Annotated in this window: 15 protein-coding genes; 8 read left to right on the top strand and 7 right to left on the bottom strand. The window is 74.1% G+C overall.

What is annotated here, in order from left to right; all coding sequences use genetic code 11:
* The first annotated feature begins 5 nt into the window (after positions 1-5).
* The 6 genes from ACFPFQ_RS30970 (at position 6) to ACFPFQ_RS30945 (ending at position 6,927) form a co-directional block, all read left to right on the top strand.
* Positions 6-833 carry an SDR family NAD(P)-dependent oxidoreductase gene (locus ACFPFQ_RS30970; protein ID WP_379625159.1) on the top strand — a complete coding sequence of 276 codons (828 nt, stop codon included), beginning with the start codon at positions 6-8 and terminating at the stop codon, positions 831-833.
* Positions 833-1,981 carry an acyl-CoA dehydrogenase family protein gene (locus ACFPFQ_RS30965; protein ID WP_379625157.1) on the top strand — a complete coding sequence of 383 codons (1,149 nt, stop codon included), beginning with the start codon at positions 833-835 and terminating at the stop codon, positions 1,979-1,981. Before ACFPFQ_RS30970 ends, ACFPFQ_RS30965 begins: the two co-directional genes overlap by 1 nt.
* A gap of 20 nt (positions 1,982-2,001) precedes the next feature.
* Positions 2,002-3,183 (top strand): TetR/AcrR family transcriptional regulator, encoded by a 1,182-nt coding sequence (locus tag ACFPFQ_RS30960; RefSeq protein ID WP_379625155.1) that lies wholly within the window; start codon positions 2,002-2,004, stop codon positions 3,181-3,183.
* A gap of 182 nt (positions 3,184-3,365) precedes the next feature.
* Positions 3,366-4,910, top strand: coding sequence for a sugar ABC transporter ATP-binding protein (locus ACFPFQ_RS30955; protein WP_379625494.1), 1,545 nt, complete (start codon positions 3,366-3,368; stop codon positions 4,908-4,910).
* A complete protein-coding gene (locus tag ACFPFQ_RS30950) occupies positions 4,907-5,911 on the top strand; it encodes an ABC transporter permease (RefSeq protein ID WP_379625153.1) in 1,005 nt (334 codons plus the stop codon). The genes ACFPFQ_RS30955 and ACFPFQ_RS30950 overlap by 4 nt, the downstream gene beginning before the upstream one ends.
* Before the next feature lie 11 nt (positions 5,912-5,922).
* Positions 5,923-6,927 carry a substrate-binding domain-containing protein gene (locus tag ACFPFQ_RS30945; protein ID WP_379625151.1) on the top strand — a complete coding sequence of 335 codons (1,005 nt, stop codon included), beginning with the start codon at positions 5,923-5,925 and terminating at the stop codon, positions 6,925-6,927.
* Between the two features lie 99 nt (positions 6,928-7,026).
* Here the strand turns inward: ACFPFQ_RS30945 and ACFPFQ_RS30940 are convergent, their stop codons facing one another.
* From ACFPFQ_RS30940 to ACFPFQ_RS30930, 3 genes are all read right to left on the bottom strand, one after another.
* Positions 7,027-8,040, bottom strand: a complete 1,014-nt coding sequence (locus ACFPFQ_RS30940) for a LacI family DNA-binding transcriptional regulator (protein WP_379625149.1) — start codon at positions 8,038-8,040, stop codon at positions 7,027-7,029.
* 89 nt (positions 8,041-8,129) lie between these two features.
* Complete coding sequence (locus ACFPFQ_RS30935) at positions 8,130-11,432, bottom strand: hypothetical protein (protein ID WP_379625147.1); 3,303 nt, start codon at positions 11,430-11,432, stop codon at positions 8,130-8,132.
* Positions 11,433-11,451: 19 nt separating this feature from the next.
* Complete coding sequence (locus ACFPFQ_RS30930) at positions 11,452-11,889, bottom strand: Lrp/AsnC family transcriptional regulator (protein WP_379625145.1); 438 nt, start codon at positions 11,887-11,889, stop codon at positions 11,452-11,454.
* Between the two features lie 146 nt (positions 11,890-12,035).
* Between ACFPFQ_RS30930 and ACFPFQ_RS30925 the strand changes: the two genes are divergently transcribed.
* A complete protein-coding gene (locus tag ACFPFQ_RS30925) occupies positions 12,036-15,509 on the top strand; it encodes an indolepyruvate ferredoxin oxidoreductase family protein (protein WP_379625143.1) in 3,474 nt (1,157 codons plus the stop codon).
* 111 nt (positions 15,510-15,620) lie between these two features.
* On the opposite strand, the gene ACFPFQ_RS30920 is transcribed toward ACFPFQ_RS30925, so the two are convergent.
* The 4 genes from ACFPFQ_RS30920 to ACFPFQ_RS30905 form a co-directional block, all read right to left on the bottom strand.
* Positions 15,621-17,138, bottom strand: a complete 1,518-nt coding sequence (locus tag ACFPFQ_RS30920) for a glycosyltransferase family 39 protein (protein ID WP_379625141.1) — start codon at positions 17,136-17,138, stop codon at positions 15,621-15,623.
* A gap of 76 nt (positions 17,139-17,214) precedes the next feature.
* On the bottom strand, positions 17,215-17,868 hold the full coding sequence (locus ACFPFQ_RS30915) for a response regulator (protein ID WP_379625139.1): 654 nt from the start codon (positions 17,866-17,868) through the stop codon (positions 17,215-17,217).
* Positions 17,865-19,022 (bottom strand): sensor histidine kinase, encoded by a 1,158-nt coding sequence (locus ACFPFQ_RS30910; RefSeq protein WP_379625137.1) that lies wholly within the window; start codon positions 19,020-19,022, stop codon positions 17,865-17,867. Before ACFPFQ_RS30910 ends, ACFPFQ_RS30915 begins: the two co-directional genes overlap by 4 nt.
* A gap of 27 nt (positions 19,023-19,049) precedes the next feature.
* Positions 19,050-19,829 carry an alpha/beta fold hydrolase gene (locus ACFPFQ_RS30905; RefSeq protein ID WP_379625135.1) on the bottom strand — a complete coding sequence of 260 codons (780 nt, stop codon included), beginning with the start codon at positions 19,827-19,829 and terminating at the stop codon, positions 19,050-19,052.
* Between the two features lie 111 nt (positions 19,830-19,940).
* On the opposite strand from ACFPFQ_RS30905, the gene ACFPFQ_RS30900 reads away from it, so the two are divergent.
* A complete protein-coding gene (locus ACFPFQ_RS30900) occupies positions 19,941-20,663 on the top strand; it encodes a PP2C family protein-serine/threonine phosphatase (RefSeq protein ID WP_379625133.1) in 723 nt (240 codons plus the stop codon).
* The last annotated feature ends 4 nt before the right edge of the window (positions 20,664-20,667 follow it).

Raw genomic sequence — 20,667 nt, 5'->3', positions numbered from 1 at the left:
GCGCCATGGGAACGCTGCAGGACAAGGTCGCCATCGTCTCCGGCTCCGGCCGGGGGATCGGCCGGGAGATCGCACTCAAGCTCGCGTCCGAGGGCGCGAAGGTCGTGGTCAACGACCTCGACGCCGAGCCCGCGAAGGAGACCGTCGCCGCCATCGAGGGCGCGGGCGGTGCCGCGGTGTCGTGCATCGGGAGCGTCACCGACGCCGACTTCGGGGACCGGTTCGTCGCCGCCGCCGTCGACAACTTCGGCGGGCTCGACATCATCATCAACAACGCCGGCTACACCTGGGACACCGTCATCCAGAAGATGACCGACGAGCAGTGGGACGCCATCCTCGACGTCCACCTCAAGGCGCCGTTCCGGATCCTGCGCGCGGCCCAGCCGGTGATCAGCGGGCTCGCGAAGAAGGAGGCCGCGGCCGGTGCCGTGACCTGCCGCAAGGTCGTCAACATCTCCTCGATCGCGGGGCTGGGCGGCAACGCGGGCCAGGTCAACTACGCCGCCGCGAAGGCCGGGATCACCGGGCTGACCAAGACGCTGGCCAAGGAGTGGGGCCGCTACAACGTCACGGTCAACACCGTCGCCTTCGGCCTGATCAGGACGCGGCTGACCGAGGCCGCCGCCGGTGGCGACGCCGAGATCGACGTGCAGGGCAACAAGATCAAGGTGGGTGTCAACCCGGCGCTGCTGGGCGCGATGGAGAAGATGATCCCGCTGGGCCGCGCCGGCACCCCGGCCGAGGCGGCGGGCTCGGTGTACCTGCTGTGCCTGCCCGAGTCCGACTACGTCAGCGCGCAGACCCTGATCTGCGGCGGCGGGTTCTTCGTCTGATGAAGCGGATCCTGTTCGACGCCGAGCACGAGGACTACCGCGAGAGCGTCCGCACCTTCCTCGCCAAGGAGGTCACGCCGCACTACGCCGAGTGGGAGCGCGCGGGCATCGTCGCGCGCGAGCTGTTCACGAAGGCGGGCGAGCTGGGCGTCTTCGGCATCGCCGTCCCGGAGCAGTACGGCGGGGCCGGCCTGCGCGACTTCCGCTACAGCGTGGTGCTGCAGGAGGAGGCGGCGCGCGCCGCGGTGGCGCCCGCGATGCTCGGTCCCGGGCTGCAGGCCGACATCTGCCTGCCCTACTACCTGGAGCTGGCCACCGCCGAGCAGAAGCAGCGCTGGCTGCCCGGCATCGTCGCGGGCGAGACGATCACCGCGATCGCGATGACCGAGCCCGGTACCGGGTCGGACCTGTCCGGGATCAGCACCACGGCCACCCGGTCGGGCGAGCACTACGTGATCGACGGCGCGAAGACGTTCATCACCAACGGGATCAACGCCGACCTGGTGATCGCGGCGGTGCGCACCGGCCCGGATCCCCACCGCGGGATCAGCCTGATCGTGATCGAGCGGGGCACCCCGGGATTCGAGCGCGGCCGCAAGCTGGACAAGACCGGACTGCACGCGCAGGACACCGCGGAGCTGTCGTTCGCCGGGGCCCGGGTGCCCGTCGCGAACCTGCTGGGTGCCGAGGGGGAGGGCTTCTTCGGACTCACCCGCAACCTCGCCCAGGAGCGGCTCTCATGCGCTGTCGGCGGGCTGGCCGCGGCCACCGCGGCGATCGGCTGGACCATCGACCACGTGCGCGAGCGCACCGCGTTCGGCCGCCCGTTGGGCGCGCTGCAGACCGTGCGGCACACCCTGGCCGAGCTCGTCACCGAGGTCGACGTGGCCCAGCACTACCTGGACCGCTGCGTGCTGGCCCACAACGACGGCGAGCTGACCGGAGAGGACGCCGCCAAGGCCAAGTGGTGGTGCACCGAGCTGCAGGGCCGGGTGCTCGACTCCTGCGTGCAGCTGCACGGCGGCTACGGCTACATGACCGAGTACCCGGTGGCCCGCGCGTGGGCCGACGGGCGCGTCTCCCGGATCTACGCCGGAGCCACCGAGATCATGAAGGAGATCATCGGCAAGTCACTCCGTCTCGGATGACACGCACTAGATTGACGGCCGTGGCGTCGCAGACCGTGAACGAGGGGGCGCCGGCGCGCGGCACCCGGCCCCGCAACCGGCGTGCCCTCATCGTCGCGGCGGCCACCGACCTGTTCTACCGCGTCGGGTACGCGGGGGTGTCGATGAGCGACATCGCGGCGGCGGTCAACGTCGCGCCCTCGGCCCTGTACCGCCACTTCGCGAGCAAGAGCGAGCTGTTCGTCGCCGCGGCCCGCGACACGCTCGCGCCCACCCTGGACTACCTGCAGCACTGCGCCGACGTCCCGCGCCCGCAGCTGCTCCTCGACCTCGCCCGGCTGCTGGTGGCCCGGCGCGAGGTGGGGGTGCTCTGGCAGCGCGAGGCTCGGCTGCTCTCCGCGGAGATCCACCAGGAGGTCCGGGCCGACCTGCGCCGGGTCGCGGCGCTGCTGGCCGACCGGATCGGCCGGGACCGCCCGCAGCTGCCTGCCGCCGACGCCGACCTGCTGGCCTGGTCGGCGCTCGCGGCGATGTCGAGCGTCTCGTTCCACCAGCTGCAGCTGCCCGGCGCCCGGTTCGAGTCGGTGCTGGCCGACGTCCTGGACCGGATCCTCGCCGCCGACCTGCCGGATCCGCCCGCCGCGGACGGTGAGCCCCCGCCCGGTGGGTTGCAGCCGCGGACACGGCGGGCCCACGTGCTGCGCGAGGCCGCCCGGCTCTTCGCGGCGCACGGCTACGCGGCCGTCACCGTCGACGACATCGGTGAGGCCGTCGGCATCGCCGGGCCCAGTCTCTACAACCACTTCGCCTCCAAGCAGGAGCTGCTGATGGCGACGCTGGACCGCTGCAACGAGTGGCTGTGGCTCGAGCTCGAGACGGCGCTGGCCGCCGCCGTCGACGAGGCCGACGCCCTGCACCGGCTGCTGGACTCCTACGTCCGGCTGACGACCCGGCACGGCGACGTGGTCGACGTGCTGATCAGCGACATCCGGGAGCTCGCCGAGCCCGACCAGCACCGGGCCCGGCAGTCCCAGCACGACTACGTCACCGAGTGGGTGGAGCTGCTGCGCGCCGTGCGGCCCGACCTCGACGCGGTGGCCGCCCGGATCCAGGTGCAGGCCGCCCTGATGGTGGTCAACGACGGCGCGCAGACCCCCCACCTCGCCCGCAGGCCCGGGTTCCCCGCCGCGGTGCAGGCCGTCGTGGCCGGGCTGTTGCGCTGAACGGCGCGCTCGCACCGGCCTGATCGTCCGGCGTTCCTCCGTGTCGCTTGACACCCTCGTCGCGCTGGCCCTAGCTTGCCCGGTAATCGATTGCTCGCCCGGCGCAGGCGGGATGTCGACGAGGGGGCGCGCCGGCGAGGATGGCTGTGGACGAGGGTGCAGACCGGCCTCCGCTGGTCACCATGGCGGGGGTGTCGAAGTCCTTCGGGGGTGTCCACGCCTGCCGCGACGTGCACTTCGGCGTGCGTGCCGGCGAGGTGCACGCGCTGCTCGGGGAGAACGGCGCCGGCAAGTCGACGCTCATGCGGATCCTGTCGGGCGACCTGCTCGCCGACACCGGCACGATCACGCTCGACGGTGCCGAGGTGCGGTTCCCGTCACCGGTCGAGGCGCAGCGCGCGGGCATCGCGATGATCCACCAGGAGCTCGACCTGGTGCCGGGGCTCTCGGTCGCGGAGAACATCGTGCTGGGCCGCGAGCCCCGCACGCGGCTGGGCACGGTCGACACCCGGCGCTGCCACCGCGAGACGCGCGCGCTGCTGGCGCGCACGGGGATCGTGCTCGACACCCGGCGACCGGTCGGCGAGCTGCGCACCGGGGAGCAGCAGCTGGTGGTCATCGCCAAGGCGCTCGCGCTCGACGCGCGCGTCCTGATCATGGACGAGCCGACGTCGGCCCTGTCCGCCGCCGAGGTCGAGCAGCTGTTCACCGTGGTCGAGCAGCTGCGCCGGACCGGCACCGGGATCGTCTACATCTCCCACCGGATGGAGGAGATCGGGCGCATCGCCGACCGCGCCACCGTGCTGCGCAACGGCGCGGTCGTCGCGGAGTTCGACCCGCGGACCATGACCGCGGCGCAGGCGGCCGACGCGATGGTCGGCCGCTCGGTGCAGACGCTGTTCACCGCACGCGGCGGCGCGCCCGGCGACGAGCTGCTGCAGATCACCGACCTCGCCGTGACCTCCCGGCCGCGTCCCGGTCGTCGGGAGCCCGACGGCATCTCGCTGACCGTGCGGCGCGGCGAGATCGTCGGGATCGGCGGCCTGCTCGGCGCCGGGCGCACCGAGCTGCTCGAGACGCTGTTCGGCGTGGGATCGCGGGGCCGCTGGCGCGGCGAGATGCGACTGGACGGGCACACCGTGCGGCCCCGCGGACCGCGCCAGGCGCTGCGGATGGGCATGGCGTTCGTCCCGGAGGACCGGCGCGTCGCCGGTCTGGCGCTGGAGCACTCGGTGCAGGCCAACGCCGCGCTGTCGGTCGTGTCGAGGCTGGCGGTGCTGGGCGTCGTGCCCCGGCGCCGTGAAGCCGCAGCCGTGCAACGGCTCGTGGCCGACCTGCAGATCAAGCTCGCCTCGCTGCGCGACCGCGTCGGCACGCTCTCGGGCGGCAACCAGCAGAAGGTGGTGCTGGGGCGCGCGCTGCTCACCGAGCCCCGCCTGCTGCTGCTCGACGAGCCGACCCGCGGCGTCGACATCGGCGCCAAGTCGGAGATCTACGCCCTGCTGGGCCGGGCCGCCGCCGACGGCGTCGGGGTGCTGCTCGCGTCGTCGGAGCTCGCCGAGCTCGTGGGCGTCTGCGACCGGGTGATCATCCTGCGCGACGGTCGCGACGGTCGCGACGTCCACGAGCTCGACACGCACGCCACCACGGAGGCCGATCTGCTCGCGGCGTCGATGGGCGCCGGTGCGGCCGCCGACGCGGTGGTCGTCGCGGAAGGGGCCCGGTGACCGCCCCGGCGGTGCGGCAGCGCGCCGGTGTCGTCGAGACGCTCTTCCGCTTCCAGAGCCTGTTCGGACTCGTCGCGGTGTTCGTCGCGGCGGTGGCGTTCTCACCGGCCCGCGACGGGCAGCTGCTGTTCCTGACCAGCGAGAACCTGTTCAACGTGGTGCGCGCGGTCTCGGAGATCGGCATCATCGCCGTCGGCATGACGTTCGTGATCCTCATCGGCGGGATCGACCTGTCGGTCGGTGCCGTGCTCGGGCTCGCGGCGGTCGGCTCCGCGGTGCTGCTGGTGGACCGGGACATGGGCGTGCTGCCTGCCGTCGTGCTCGTGCTGCTCGCCGGGCTGGTGCTGGGCCTGCTGCAGGGCATCGCGTCGGCGGTGCTGGGCATCCAGGCGTTCATCGTCACCCTCGCCGGGCTGCAGATCGCGCGGGGGCTCGCGCGGATCGTGTCCGGCGGGCAGGGCGTCGCGATCGCCTACGGCGACGGCCCCGGGGAGGCGCCGCTCACGTTCTCGCTGCTGGGCGAGCGCACGTTCGGTGGGCTGGTGCCGATCCCCGCGGTGATCTTCATCGTGGTGGCCGTGCTCGCCGTGGTCTTCCTGCGCGTGACGGCGTTCGCCCGCCACATCTACGCCATCGGCGGCAACGAGAAGGCGGCGCGGCTGTCCGGGGTGCCGGTCGTGCGGGTGAAGGTGATCGTCTTCGGCCTGTGCGGGTTGCTCGCGGCGCTGGCCGGGATCGTGCACGCCGGGCAGCTCAACCAGGGCAGCCCCAACGACGGCTCGGGTTACGAGCTCGACGCCATCGCCGCTGTCGTCGTCGGCGGCACGGCGCTCTCCGGTGGCCGGGGCACGGTGGCGGGCACCGTCGCCGGGGCGCTGCTGCTCGGCGTGCTCAACAACATCCTCGCGCTCAACAACATCGATCCGAACGTGCAGTTGCTGATCAAGGGACTGGTCATCGTGGTCGCCGCCGGACTGCAGCGGTTGCGGCCGAACTCATGAGGGGGACGTTCATGATCCGTCGTCGGCACGCCATCGCCGCCGTGCTGGCCTGCGCCGTTGCCGGTGTGGCTGCGTGTGGCACGACCAGCGAGAACTCCGGGAAGGCGCCCGCTACCGGCACGGCCGCGGACTGCAAGGGCACGTCCGGGAAGTACGTGATCGGGATGAGCCAGGCCAACGTGGCCGAGCCCTACCGCCAGCGCATGGACGACGACATCATCGCGGCGGCGAAGTCGGTGCCGCAGTTCAGCGTGACCGTCGCCGACGCGCAGCAGGACAACGCCAAGCAGGTGGCCGACGTCGAGAACTTCCTGACGCAGCAGATCAACCTGCTGATCATCAGCCCCAACGAGGCGACGCCGCTCACGGCCGTGGTGAAGAAGGCCTACGACAAGGGCATCCCGGTGGTGGTCCTCGACCGCAAGGTCGACGGCGACGCGTACACCACGTTCATCGGCGCCGACAACACCGACATCGGACGCCAGGCCGGCAAGTTCATGGCCGAGAAGGTGCTGCCCGGCGGCGGCAAGATCGCGGAGATCCGTGGACTGGCCGGGTCGACGCCCGCGAAGGAGCGCTCGGCGGGCTTCGCCACGGGGATCGCGGGCAGCGGCATCGAGATCGTCGCCACGGCCGACGGGGACTGGCTCCGCGAGAAGGGCCAGGCACAGGCCGACGCGCTGCTCAAGGCACACCCGGAGATCCAGGCGATCTACGCGCACAACGACCCGATGGCCGAGGGTGCCTACATCGCCGCGAAGGCGGCGGGCGTCGACACGAAGATCAAGTTCATCGGCATCGACGGCCTGCCGATCCCGTCCGGCGGGATCAAGGCGGTGGAGGCGGGCCGGCTGTCGGCCACGTTCGTCTACCCGACCGGGGGCAAGGAGGCGATCGACGCCGCCAGGACGCTGCTCGTGGACTGCGGGCAGGTGCCCAAGACGAAGACGCTCGACACGTTGCTGATCACACCGGACAACGCAACGGCCGAGTACGCGAAGGCGAACGGGAGCTGAGGTCGGGGGGCTCCCGCTCGCCGTCAGGAAAGCCACTTTCCCGCAAGGATCTTGCGGGAAAGTGGCTTTCCTGCAAGGGGGGAAGCGGGGGGCAGCAGGTCAACGGTGCGAGCTGGCCCGCACGATCAGGCGCGCACCCAGCGTCGTGACCGTCGGGGGGCGGTGCGCCTGCCCGATCCGGGCCAGCAGGAGCTGCGCCGCGATCTGTCCCATCTCGGACGCGGGCTGCGCCACGACCGACAGCGGCGGGTCGACCAGCCCGGCCCACGCGGCGTCGTCGAAGCAGACGATGCCCACGTCGCGCCCCGGTCGCAGCCCGAGCTCGCGCAGCGCGTCCAGCACGCCGATCGCCATCGGGCTGTTGGCCACCAGCAGCGCATCGGGCGGCTCGGGGGACCGCAGGAGATCGAGCGCCGCGGCGTGCGCCCCCGCCGCCTTGTACGCGGCGCGGCGCACCCGGCGCGGGTCGCTGCGCAACCCGGCGGATCGGATCGCGTCGCGGTAGCCGGCGAGCCGGTCATCGGCGGTGCGGACGCCCGCAGGCCCGGTGAGGCAGCCCACCCGCTCGTAGCCCTGGGCGATCAGGTGTGCCGTCGCCGTGGCGGCTGCCAGCCGGGTGTCGACCAACACCATGTCGAAGGGTCCGGGGTCCAACGATCCGGAACAGTCGGGCAACGGTCGATCGACGGCCACCACGGGCGTGCCGCGTTCGGCGAGCGCGCTGACGTCGGTGCCCGGCCCGGTGGGGGACAGGATCACGCCCGCCACCCGCTCCTGCAGCGCGACGTCGAGGTAGCGGCGCTCCTTCGCGGCGTCCTCGTCGGTGTTGCACAGCACCACCGAGTAGCCACGCCCGTGCGCGACGTCCTCCACACCGCGCGCGACGGCGGTGAAGAACGGGTTCTCGACGTCGGAGATGAGCAGGGCCAGTACGGCCGTCTCCTGGCGGCGCAGGTTGCGCGCCGGGCCGTGGGGCCGGTATCCGAGGGAGGTGGCCGCGGCCGCGACGCGCTCCACGAGCTCCGGCGCGACCGTGGCCTTGCCGTTGAGCGCTCGGGACACGGTGGCGGTGGAGACGCCCGCGAGCGCGGCCACATCGCTGATCGTTGCCACCCAGTCGCCTCCGGGACGTGCCGCTCCTGCCCGCAGCGTACCGCCCGAGAAATCGATTGCTGGTCGGTTGTTCGGCCCGGCGCGACCTCTCACTCCGGGGCGGTGAACGTGTCCAGCGCGGCGAGGCGGACGTCGGGATCGGCGTGGTCGCGCAGCCCGTGCAGGAGCTCGCGCCACGGCGCCGGCCAGCCGGTCGCGGGCCCGGCGACCCCGGCGATCGCGACGGCGAGGCGGGCGGCCGTCGCATCGCCGGTGACGAGTTCCCGACCCGCCCCCAGCAGCATCTCGGCTGGGAGCCGGCGCACCGTCGCGGCCAGCCCGCCGTGCAGGTGCTCGGCGGCGAGTGCGGCCAGCACCGGGCGGTCGGCGAGCCGGGCGAGGTGCTGCAGCTGCGGGAGCGCCTCCTCGCCGTCCCAGTCCACGGCCGCGGCGGTGAGCCGGACAGCGAGCGGCCGGTGCTCGGGGGTGCCCGCGGCCACCAGCACCGCGGCGAGCGCGCGGGCGGTCCGACGTGGTGCGGCACCCGTTGTGGCGTGGGACAGGACCTGCGTCGTCAACGCCCGGAGCCGTTGGCGGGCCGGCAGGTCCCGATCGGGTGCGGGACCCGGATCGGTGGACCCCAGCAGGGCCGTCGCGAGGTCCACCACCGGCTGGGGATCCTCGGCGCGGCGGCCCGCCTCGACCAGCGCCGCGGTCGCGACGAACCAGGTGGCGGTGGCGGTGAGATCCGCGGCGCGCCCGGTGAGCAGGCCGACGGCGGTGGGATCCCAGCGCACCCAGCGCCCCAGTACCGGCAGCGCCCGGCGAACCCCGTCGGCGTCCGCGGTCGCGGCCACGGCGTGCACGAGCCGGGCGTACCGGGCGCGGTGACGGGGGGCCGTGGCCTCGGGGGCGAGGTCGAGAACGGCGCCCGCGACGGCGCCTCCCCGAGCGATGGCGTCCTCGAGCAGCGTCCAGGCGCGCGGGTCGTCGAGCAGCCACCGGACCGCGGAGACGACGGCGCGCTGCACGTCGCGGTGCTGCTGGGGCGCCTGCCACAGCGCGGTCAGCGCGGCGGCGGCGTCGGGCGCGTGCAGCTCCGCGACCAGTCGGGCGCCCTCCTTGCGCGAGGTCACCCTGGTCGAGGAGAGCAGCGGCTGCAGGGCGGTCAGCAGCGCTCCGGGCGCGACGGATCGGGCGGCCCGGGTGGCGGCGTACACCGCGACGCGGGCGCGATCGCCGTCCGCGAACGACAGCAGCAGCGGTAGCTCCGCGGCGGGCTCGTCGCTCCGGGCGAGCGCGGCGAGTGCGGCCTCCGCCACGGTGACATCGGCGTCGGTGACGAGCGGACGCAGCGCCGGACCGGCGGCCGGGACCCACCCGAGCGCGCGGACGGCGGTGACGCGCTCGTGGGCGGGCCTGCCCGGCGCCGTCGCGATCCCCGCCAGCAGCGCCGTGTAGGCCGCCACCTGGCGGGGCAGCCACCGCGACAGCCCCGTCCGGAACGTGGGGACGAGCCGCACCCCGGACGTCTGGAAGCGGCCGTGGCTCGGGCCCGCGAACACGCCGTCGAGCAGGTCGGTGCGCCGCAGCGCCACCGCGTTCTGGACCGAGGGCAGCGCGATCGTCGACGGGTCGTCCGACAGCACCCGTTCCACGCGGTCGCCGCGCGTGGCAGGCGCGTCCAGCCACAACTCGACAGCGGCGCGCACCGTGTCGTCCGACGCCGCCGAGCGGGCCCGGTCGAGCACGTCCTGCAGCGCCGGGAGCATCCGCGCGCGCCGCCCGAGCCCGGCGGCGAGCGCGATCGCGACGGTGAACCGGCCCACGGCCGCGTCGGCGGTGATGCGCGGCAGCAGCGCGTCGAGGACGCGGTGCTCGGTGCCGCGCGGCAGCTGCTCGGCGAGGCCGGCCAGGTCGTGTCGCGCCAGCTGCACACCCATGGTCTCGAGCACCGCCAGCCCGGCGTCGAGCAGCACCGGCCGACGGGTGCGGGCGCCGTCGCGGATCATCGCGACGACGATCGTGCGGACGCCGGCCCGCGTCGACCACGACACGTCTCTGGCCTGCCCGGCGTCGACGAGCACGGAGCGCAGCGCCGGCACGGCCGCGTCGTCGAAACGCCGTGGTGGGATGCGGGCGAGGGCACCGATCGTTGCCGAGCGCACCGGATCCTGCTCGTTCGCGATCCGGGTGAGCAGCGCGAGCAGCCGGGAGAGCGCTGCCGCGCTGCGCGCACCGGCCGCGGCGGCCACGAGCAGCGGGTAGGCCTCGATGCGCTCCGCCGCGGTGGGGCGGCGCGTGGCAGCGGTGAGCACCGGCTCGGCGTCGGCCCACGGCAGCTGCGCCGTGACGGCCAGCCGGCGCGCCGGCTCGTCGTCGACGGCACGCAGCGCGGCCAGCCTGCGGGCCTCGACGTGGCGGGCCGGCGCGGGCAGCAGGCCCAGCGCCGCCATCGTGGCGCCTGACTCGTCGGTGGACCGATCGCCCACCACCGCGGCGTAGACGGCCGGGCGCCGCGCCGGGGCGAGCGCACGCAGCGCGTCGTCCAGCATCCAGCCGTCGACATTGCGCGCCAGCGCGATCAGGTCGGGGTCAGGCGCTCCGGCCATGGCGCGCCAGAGCGATCTACTCACGGGGGAGCAGCCGTCGCGCTGCTGGTCGAGCAGCACCGCCACGACGCGGGCCGCGTCGTGGCGGGCCAGTACCGGCAGCACGCCGGCGAGGGGCGGAACCAGTGACCGGTTCCGCTCCATGAGCCGCAGGACGCCGTCGGGATCGCTGCCGGCGGCGGCGGCGAGACCGTGCCGGGTGAGCGTCGCGAGGTGGCGGCGCTCGGCGGGGGGTGCGGTGGCGAGCCGCTCGTCGACGTGGCCGAGCAGCACCGCGGGATGGCGCCTGCCCACCGCGGCCCATTTGTCCACGGCGTGCTCGAGCTCGGGCAGGCCCGCCCGCACCACCGGCCCCGAGCAGGCGGGCAGCAGCGCGGCCGCCTCGTGGTCGCCGAAGCGGGAACGCACGGGGTCGAGCAGCGCATCGGCCAGCACGGCGGACCCCCGGCGACGGATCGCCCGGTAGAGCACGCGCCGCAGCGTCGCGGGCAGATCGGGCAGCAGCACGGCGAAGTCCGTTGCCGGGAACCCGCGCCGCACCGCGGCGTGCAGGGCCCGCGCACGCAGGGACTGCTGCGGCGCCCCCAGCAGGTGCCGGACGTAGGCGTCGTGCCCGGCGATGCGGGCCATCTGCAGTGCCATGACCTGGGCGAACGTGCCCTGGCGGTCGAACGCGGCGAGCAGCGCGTCGAGCTCGGGGGTGCCGGCGCCTGCGCGCGCGGTGTGCGCCAGCAGCTCCTGGCGCGGCCGGTGGGCGAGCCGGTCGAGGTCGGCGAGCAGCGTCGGCGCCGGCGAGGTCATGATCGGATCCTCCCACCCGTCAGTCGCGGGTCCAGGAGCCCAGCACCATGAGGGTCTTGGTGCCCGTCACCGTGCCGGAGCGGCGCAGCTTGTCGATCACGTCCTGCAGGTGGCCGATGTCGCGGACCCGCACCTGGAACAGCGCATCGGGATCGCCGGCGATCGTGTAGACGGCCTGCACCTCGGGGATGCTCCGCGCCGTACGCAGGATGTCGTCGACGCCGGTGGTGCCGACGTAGCGCAGCTCGCAGAACGCCCCCACACCCCAGCCGAGCTTGGCATCGTCGACCTGCACCGTGAAGCCGGTGATCACGCCGATCTCCCGCAGCCGATCGACGCGCCGCTTCACCGCCGCGACCGAGAGCCCGACGTCGCGGGCCATGTCCGAGTACGTGCGCCTGCCGTCGACCCGCAGCATCTCCAGGAGCTGGTGGTCGGTCTCATCAACCTGGTTCACGAAGCAAAGGATATCCGCGCGATGCCGATCTCGCAGTGGTTCTTTGCGTCCTCGAGGCGACAAGTGCAAGGTTGCTTGCATCAGGGGGGTGCCGTCGGTTCTGCTACGGCGATCCCACCACGGAACGACCCTGATGGAGGCCCTGCGTGAGCGTCGACCTCACCACCGTGTCGCTCGACGACAAGTACACCGCGGAGCACGGCCGGGTACTGATCTCCGGCATCCAGGCGATCGTGCGGCTGACGCTGGAGCAGCGGGCCCTCGACGAGGCACGGGGTCTGAACACCCGGGTGTTCGTCACCGGCTACCAGGGCTCGCCGTTGGCCGGGCTGGACACCGAGATGGGGCGGGCCGCCCGCTTCCTGGAGCCCGCCGGGGTCGTCTTCCAGGCGGGTCTCAACGAGGAGTTGGCCGCCACGGCGATCGCCGGCACCCAGATGCTGCGCCGCACCCCCGGCGCCCGCCACGACGGGGTCACCGGCTTCTGGTACGGCAAGAATCCCGGTCTCGACCGCGCCGCCGACGCCATCCGCCACGGCAACGTCGCCGGCACGGCCGCGCTCGGCGGCGCGGTCGCGCTCATCGGGGACGACCCGAGCAGCAAGTCCTCGACCGTGCCCAGCGCGTGCGAGCAGATGTGCCAGAGCCTCGCGATGCCGCTGCTGGCGCCGTCGTCGATCGCGGAGATCATCGAGTTCGGCCTGCACGCCGTCGCGATGTCGCGCGCGAGCGGGCTCTGGACCGGTCTGAAGATCGTGGCCGACATCGCCGACGCGTCCGCCACGATGGACGTGGGCGCGCTCCACCACGGCGTCCCCGCTCCCGTGCGCGTCGACACCGACTCCCCGGCGGTGCTCGTCGGCCCGAGCGCGGTCTCGGCCGAGCACGACATGATCACGCGGCGGCTGCGGCTCGCCATCGCCTACGCCCGCGAGGCCGGCCTCAACAAGGTCGTGTTCGACGCCCGGGCCGCGCGGCTGGGCATCCTCGCCTCCGGCACGGCCTATGGCGCCGTGCTGCGCGCGCTCGAGGACCTCGGCATCGACGAGTCCGCCATGGACGCGCTGGGCCTGCGGCTGATCCGGCTCGCCATGCCCTTCCCGTTCGACGGCGAGGCCGTGGCCGCGATGACCGAGGGCCTCGCCGAGGTGCTCGTCGTCGAGGACAAGACGCCCTTCCTCGAGGACGCGCTGAAGGCGGCGCTCTACCGTCGTCCCGCCGCACCGGTCGTCGTGGGTCGCCACGACGAGACCGGCCGCCCGCTGCTCACCGCGCGCAGCGCGCTGGGCGCCGAGGACGTCGCGCTGGCGCTGACCGCCCGGATCGGGGCCGACCGGCTGCCGGCCGCGGCGGCGGCGCACCTGACGTCGCTGCGCCCGCCCCGACCGTCGCGGATCCTGCTGCCGACCGTGTCGGCGCGCACGCCGTACTTCTGCTCGGGATGCCCGCACAACACGTCGACCCGCACCGGTGACGACACGATCGTCGGTGTCGGCATCGGCTGCCACGCCATGGTCGCGCTCGACGGTGCCGGGCGCGGCAACCAGATCGGGCTCACGCAGATGGGCGGCGAGGGCGCGCAGTTCATCGGGATCGCGCCGTTCACCGACGACCGCCACTTCGTGCAGAACCTCGGCGACGGCACGTTCCACCACTCCGGGTCCCTCGCGATCCGCGCCGCCGTGGCGGCGGGGCTGACGATGACCTACAAGCTGCTCTACAACGACGCCGTCGCCATGACCGGCGGGCAGCGCGCGGAGGGCCGCCTCGACGTGCCGGCGCTGACGCAGCTGCTGGCCACCGAGGGCGTGCGCCGCATCGTGATCACCACCCCGGAGCCGCAGAACTACCGGGGCGTCACGCTGTCGGCGATCACGACGGTGCGCCACCGCGACGACTTCGCCGAGGTCGAGGCGCAGCTCGCGACCGAGTCCGGCGTCACCGTGCTGATCCACGACGACCAGTGCGCAGCCGAGCAGCGCCGCCTGCGCAAGCGCGGGCAGCTTCCGACCCCGGCAGAGAAGGTCGTGATCAACGAGCGGGTCTGCGAGGGCTGCGGGGACTGCGGCGACGTCTCGACCTGCCTGTCGGTGCAGCCCGTCGACACCGAGTTCGGCCGCAAGACCCGCATCCACCAGGCGTCGTGCAACTCTGACTTCAGCTGCCTCAAGGGCGACTGCCCGTCGTTCCTGCTGGTGGAACCGGGCACCCGCAAGCGCCGCGAGGTGCCGGAGCTGCCCGTGGTGCTGACGCCGCCGCTGGTGCGCCCGATCGGCGAGGGCACGCTGGTGCGGATGCCCGGCATCGGCGGCACCGGCGTCGTCACCGTCTCGCAGATCCTGCAGATGGCCGCGCATCTGGACGGCCTCTACGCCGCGGGGCTGGAGCAGACCGGTCTGGCGCAGAAGGGCGGCCCGGTCGACAGCGACATCCGGATCTCCAAGGCGCCCATCACCGGCGCGCTGCGGGCCACGAAGGCCACGGCCGACGTGCTGCTGGGCTTCGACCTGCTCGGGGCCGCGTCGGACGCCACGCTGGCCGTCGGCAACCCCGAGCGCACCATCGCGGTGATCAACTCGGCCGTCGTGCCGACCGCGGCGATGGTGACCAACCGCGTGGTGGTGCCCGGCACGCCCGACGACGCGCTGGAGCGCATCGGGTCGGTGACGCGGGCGGCGGAGAACCTCTACCTCGACGCGCAGGGCCTGTCCGAGGCGCTGTTCGCCGACCACATGCCCACCAACATGCTGCTGGTCGGCGCCGCCTACCAGCACGGCTGCCTCCCGATCTCGGCCGAGGCGATCGAGCAGGCGATCCGCCTCAACGGCTCGGCGGTGCCGATGACCCTCGCCGCGTTCCGGTGGGGCCGCGCGGCCGTCCTCGACCGGGACGCGGTGCGCGCCGCCGTCGCCGCTCCGGAGCGGGCGGTCGTCGAGGTCGACGCGGCGGCGCGGTCGATCGCGACCGCCGCGGTCTCCTCCGGTGAGCTGGCCGAGATCCTCGCGACCCGGGTGGCCGACCTCGTCGGGTTCCAGGACGCGGCCTACGCCACCCGCTACGCGCAGGAGGTGCGCCGGGTCGCGACCATCGCCACCGAGCGCGCCGGCGCGGAGCCGGGTGAGCGGATCGCGGTGGCCTACGCCAAGGGCCTGCACCGCTTCATGGCCTACAAGGACGAGTACGAGGTGGCGCGGCTGCACCTCGACACCGTCGAGAAGGCCCGGCGCGACGAGGAGTTCGGTGCCGACGCGAAGGTCTCGGTGCTGCTGCACCCGCCGGTGCTGCGGGCCATGGGGATGAAGCGCAAGCTGCGGCTGGTGCGAACGGCGGAGCTCGCGTTCCGCGGGCTGCGCGCCGCCCGCGGGCTGCGTGGCACGCCCCTCGACGTCTTCGGCTACGCAGGCGTGCGCCGCACCGAGCGGGAGCTGATGGGGGAGTACCAGCGGCTGGTGCGTGCGGCGCTGGGGCACCTGACGGCGGACAACGCCGACGCCGTCCTCGCCGTGGCCGAGCTGGCGGAGGTGGTGCGGGGGTACGAGGACATCAAGCTGGCGCGGGTGGCGGACTTCCGCTCCCGGGCGGCGGTGGCGCTGGGGGAGCTGGCGGCGGGCTGGCGTTGATCAGCGCGTTCGCCGCCGAGCGCGTACTGGCTCATGATCGAACCGGAACCTGTGGGCGTTGATCACTCGCCCGGCGCGGCGGCGGGCTCTTCCTGCAACGGGGGACGCCGGTCAGTTCGTGTTGTGCTGGAACCCCGGCCACAGCTGCGCCCACGGCGCCACCGGGTAACGGCAGATCCAGATCGGCAGGCCCTGCTCCTCGTTGTCGATCCCGGGACCGTTGTCGACGGTGCCGGCCCGCCGCACGTCGCCGAACACGCGCTGCAGTGCGCCAGAGTCGCGGAAGCCGACGGCGATCACCGTGTCGGTGCCCGCGGGCGGCGGGCCCCACTGCCAGTAGTTGTTGTGCCCGCTGACCGGCTGCCCGAGCCCGTAGGGGCCGCCGAGCGCCTCGACCGCACCCGCCTCGCCGTAGTTGGCGGCGAGCACCATCACCCCCGCGCGCTCGGCGGCGGGAAGCCCGTCGCGGACGGCGGCGAGCTGCGCCACGAACTGCGGCCAGCCGATCGCGTCGCCCAGCACCGGGTTGATGCTGGTGAACGGGAGGTCGCGCTGCAGCGCCAGCGGCAGGACCGGCAGCGCCATCGGGGAGGTGATCACCGCGACGGCCACCAGCACGACGGGGACGACCCGGGCGCGCAGCCTGACGCCGGGGCGGGCGAGCCACCGTTCGATACCGATCCCGCCGGCGGCGAACAGCGGCAGGTACATCGGCGCGAGGTAGTACGAGCGCCCGCCGATCACGGCGAGCAGCACCAGCAGCAGCAGGTACACCGACCCGATCGGGCGCCACCCCGGCGAGCGCAGCAACCACCACAACCCGGCCACCCAGACGGGCAGCAGCAGCGGGTTCATCGTCAGCACCTGCATCGGCAGGTACGTCAGCGCCCCGACCGGGCCGCCGAAGTCGTGGCTGATCGTGGCGGCCACCGCCACCATCGGCCAGTCGTGCGCGGCCTGCCAGAGCAGGAACGGCGACGCGACCGCCACCGCGAGCACGCCGCCGAGCCACAGGTACGGCGAGCGCAGCAGGTGGCGCTGCGTGCGGCTCAGCAGCAGCGCTGGCACGAGCCCGAGCGCCAGTAGCACCAGCGTGTTCTTGTTGAGCAGGCCGACGCCCGCGATCGCCCCGAAGGCGAGCCACCACCGCTGATCGGCCCCGCGCAGCAGCTTGACCAGCACGAGCAGGCACCCCGCCCACGCCACCTGGTCGAACGCCGACGGCCCGTAGAGGTGGAACAGCGCCAGCCACATCGTGGCGGTGCCGACGCAGATCCCGGCCGTCAGCTGCGCGGTGAGGCGCCCGCCGAGCTCGCGCGCCACGAGCGTCGCGAGGAGCACGAACGCGGCGCCGGCGAGCGCCGGCCACAGGCGCAGGCCGATCAGCGCGTCCCCGAACAGCGCGCGCGACACCCAGCCGACCGCCGGGGTGAACGGCGGCTCGCTGGCGAATCCCCACGCCATGCGCTTGGACTCGGCCAGGAAGTACAGCTCGTCGCGGTGATAGCCGTAGCCCGCGGCGAACGCCAGGTGCACGGCGAGGCCGGCGAGGGCGATCACGAACGCCGGGCCCCGGCGCCAGTCGGGGAGCCCGGCCCGGGTGGGCGACGGTGTCGCGAGTGCGGTCATGGGGGAATCGTCGGCAGCGCGCCGGCCCGCCGCATCGACCTGCGGGGGAGAACCGTCTCCTCCCGTGGGAGGAGTCCTACCCTGCGGGACCGACGATGCCGTGGTCGTGGGCGATGACGATGGCTGCCGCCCGGTCGCGCGCGTCGAGCTTGGTGAAGATCGCGCGGACGTGGGTCTTCACCGTCGCCTCGCTCAGATGCAGTGCCCGGGCGATCTCGGCGTTGGTGGCGCCCCGCGCGATCTGCCGCAGCACGTCGTGCTCCCGATCGGTGAGCCGCTCCAGCCGCCTGCCGGCGCGCGGGGCGGCGCGCCGCGACGCCGCCAGCACCCGGGGTGCGACGGCCGGGTCCAGCCAGGAGCCACCGGCGGCGACGGTGCGGGCGGCGGCGATGAGGTCGGCGGCCGACGCGTCCTTGAGCACGAACCCGGACGCCCCGGCGTCGAGCGTGGCCCAGAGCGAGTCGTCGTCGTCGAACGTGGTGAGCACGAGCACCGGTGGCGGGTCGGGCCGGGCGTGCAGCGCCCGGATCGCCTCGACGCCACCCATCCGCGGCATCCGGACGTCCATCAGCACCAGATCGGGCGGATCGGCGTCGATCCCGGCCAGTGCGGCGGCCCCGTCGCCGTACTCGCCGACGATTTTGAAGCCGTCCTCGGGCCCGAGTATCCGCGCCGGTCCCGCGCGGACGAGGGCCTGGTCGTCGACGATCGCGACGCGGGTGCGGCTCATGACGGGCCCGTCACCGGGAACCGGCCGCGGACGTGCCAGCCCTGTGGGTCCGGGCCTGCCTGCAGCTCACCGCCGACCACCTCCGCCCGCTCGCGCATCCCGACGAGACCGTAGCGGGGCCGGTCGTCGTCGGCGCGCGGGTGCACCGGGCCGGTGCTCGTCACCGCGAGCGTGATCGCGTCCCCGTCGACCGCCACGGCGACGGTCGTGGCGGCCCGCGGCGCGTGCCGGTGAGCGTTCGCGAGCGACTCCTGCAGGATGCGGTGGACGGCGAGTGCGACCCCGTCGTCGACGTGGGTGAGGTCCCCGTCGGCCCGGAAGGTGACGCGCAGGCCGTCGGCGCGGGCTGCGTCGACGAGGCCGGCCAGCCCGCCGAGGCCCGGCGAGGGCGTGCCGGCGGAGCCGGGGGCGTCGCCGTCGCTGCGCAGCAACGCCATCGTCGTGCGCAGCTCCGCCATGCTGCGCCTGCCGGCCGTCTCGGCGGCGGCGAGCGCCTCGTCGGCCGCGCCGAGGTCGCGCCGCAGCACGTGCCGGGCGCTGGTGATCTGCAGCAGGACCGCCGCCAGGCCGTGCCCGACCAGGTCGTGGACGTCGCGGGCGATGCGCCGTCGCTCCTCGGTGACGACCTGCGCGGCGAGGTCCCCGCGGACGGCCTCCAGGCGCGTGATCAGCTCGAGCTGGCGGCGCACCAGCCGTCCCAGCAGCCAGGGGAAGGTGATGCCGAGCACCCAGCTCCAGACCCCGAAGCTCTCCCGCGGCGGCAGGAGCAGCCACACCGCGGCCGGGCTGAGCAGCGCGAGCACGCCGACCACCGCCGCGCGCGGGGTCGAGGGCTCCAGCCAGGCGACGAGCAGCGCCAGCAGCGACGCGAGGAACAGCGCCTGCTCGAGCTGGCCCGACCGGGCGGCCAGCACGACGGGCCCGAGCACCAGCACGGCCAGCACGGGCGTGGGCAGCACCGGCCACCACACCCAGCCCACGAACACGGCCGCCGCCGCGGCGGCGAGCGCCACGTCGCCGGGCGGCCCCGGATCGCTGATCGCAGCGAGGAGGGCGACACCGAGCACGGCGACCGTGGCGGCGCCCCGGACGAACCGTGGTTCGACGAGGCCCAGCCCCTCGTTGTCGAACATCCGCTCCGCCGGTCGTCCCACCACGCCAGTGTGCCGCACGGCGGGCGATCAGCCGGCGTCGAGGAAGTGCCGGACCAGCGGGCTCGCCACCGTGCGGAACTCCTCGAAGTAGGCGTGGCGGGCCCCGGGGATCAGCTCCAGCCGGGCACCCGGGATGCGCCCGGTGATCAGGGCGGCGTTGGCGGTCGGGTTGAACAGGTCGTCGGTGCCGTGCACCACCAGCGTCCGCGCGGTGATCTGCGGCAGCACGTCCCAGGCGTCGTGGCCTGCGCTGGCCGCGAAGTGGCGCCGCCGGGCGAACGGGGGCATGGCCGGGTCGCCGAGCGTCGCGTGCGGCCCGGGGTGCGCGGCGCTCCAGGCGGGTGTGTACATGAGGTCGGTCAGCGCCTGCCGGGCCGCGGCGGCGTCGGGTTGGGCCAGTGCCCTGCGAACCTCCGGGCCACGCTCCAGGGCATGGCGCCCACCCGGTGACGTGCACCCGAGCACGAGCGCGCACACCCGGTCCGGATACCGGGCCGCCACCCACTGCGCCACCCGGCCGCCCATGGACGTGCCGTAGACGTCGGCGCGCTCGACGCCGGCGGTGTCGAGCACCGCGATCACGTCGTCGGCGAACCCGGCGGTGCTGTAGGCCACGTCGGGCTTGTCGCTCTCGCCGGTGCCGCGGAAGTCGAGGGTGATCGTGGAGCGGGTGTCGTGGAAGTCGGCGCGCACCGGGTCCCACCAGTGGTGGTTGTTGGCCTGCCCGGACAGCAGCACGAGCGGTGGCCCGCAACCCTGGACCTGGTAGGCGATGCGGGTGCCGTCCGGCGCGGTGGCGTGCGTCATCGGCTGATCCTCCACCCTCCGGTGATCTTCGCAGGTGCACAGGATGGACACAGGAGATTCCCAGCGACGGGGCGGACCGTCGGTCGGGAACCCGATCGCGAGGTGCATCCCATGACGATCATCGACAGCTCGCCCCGGCCCACCGGGCCCTGGCCGCTGCCCCACCTCCCTGCTGCCGGCTGGAGCACCGCTCAGGGACGCCGCTCGGTGGCCGCGGACGCCGCGGCCGTCCACTGCGCCGGTCCGCGCTTCGGCGCTGCGATCGGCGACGGGATCGGCGAGTCGCCCGACGCCGCGCGGGCCGCCGCGATCGCCGTGGAGGCGGCGGCCGAGGTGGCGATCCGCTCGGGCGCCTGGGACGCCGTGCACGCTGCCGCCGCGGCGCTGCGCCACGCCCGCGAGACCACCGGACTGGTCGGGGACTGCGTGCTCGCCGTCGCCGCCGGGGGCTCCAGCGGATGGTCGGTCGCCTGGGCGGGGGACTGCCGCGCCTACGCGGTGGTCGACGGGCGTGCGTGGCAGTTGAGCTCCGACCACACCGTGGCGGCCTACCTGCGGGCGCACGGCGTGGCGCCCGCCGCCCTGCTCGATCATGTCGTCACGAGCACGGCCGGGCAGCCCACCGAGATCGGCTGGGTCCGCGGGCCGCAGCGGTGCGACGCGATCGTGCTGGTCACCGACGGGGTGTACAGCGTGCTCGACGAGCAGGCGATCGCCGCGATCGTCGGGCGTGCCGACGAGCCCGTCGTCGCGGCCCGCGAGCTGACCAGCGCCGCACTGGCGGCGGGGAGCGGTGACAACGTCGGCGCCGTGGTGATCAGCCACCCGTTCTGAGCCG

This window comes from Pseudonocardia sp. GCM10023141 (genome assembly GCF_042653605.1).
The sequence above is the reverse complement of the archived record's forward strand: the minus strand, read 5'-3'. Positions and strand labels throughout refer to the sequence as shown.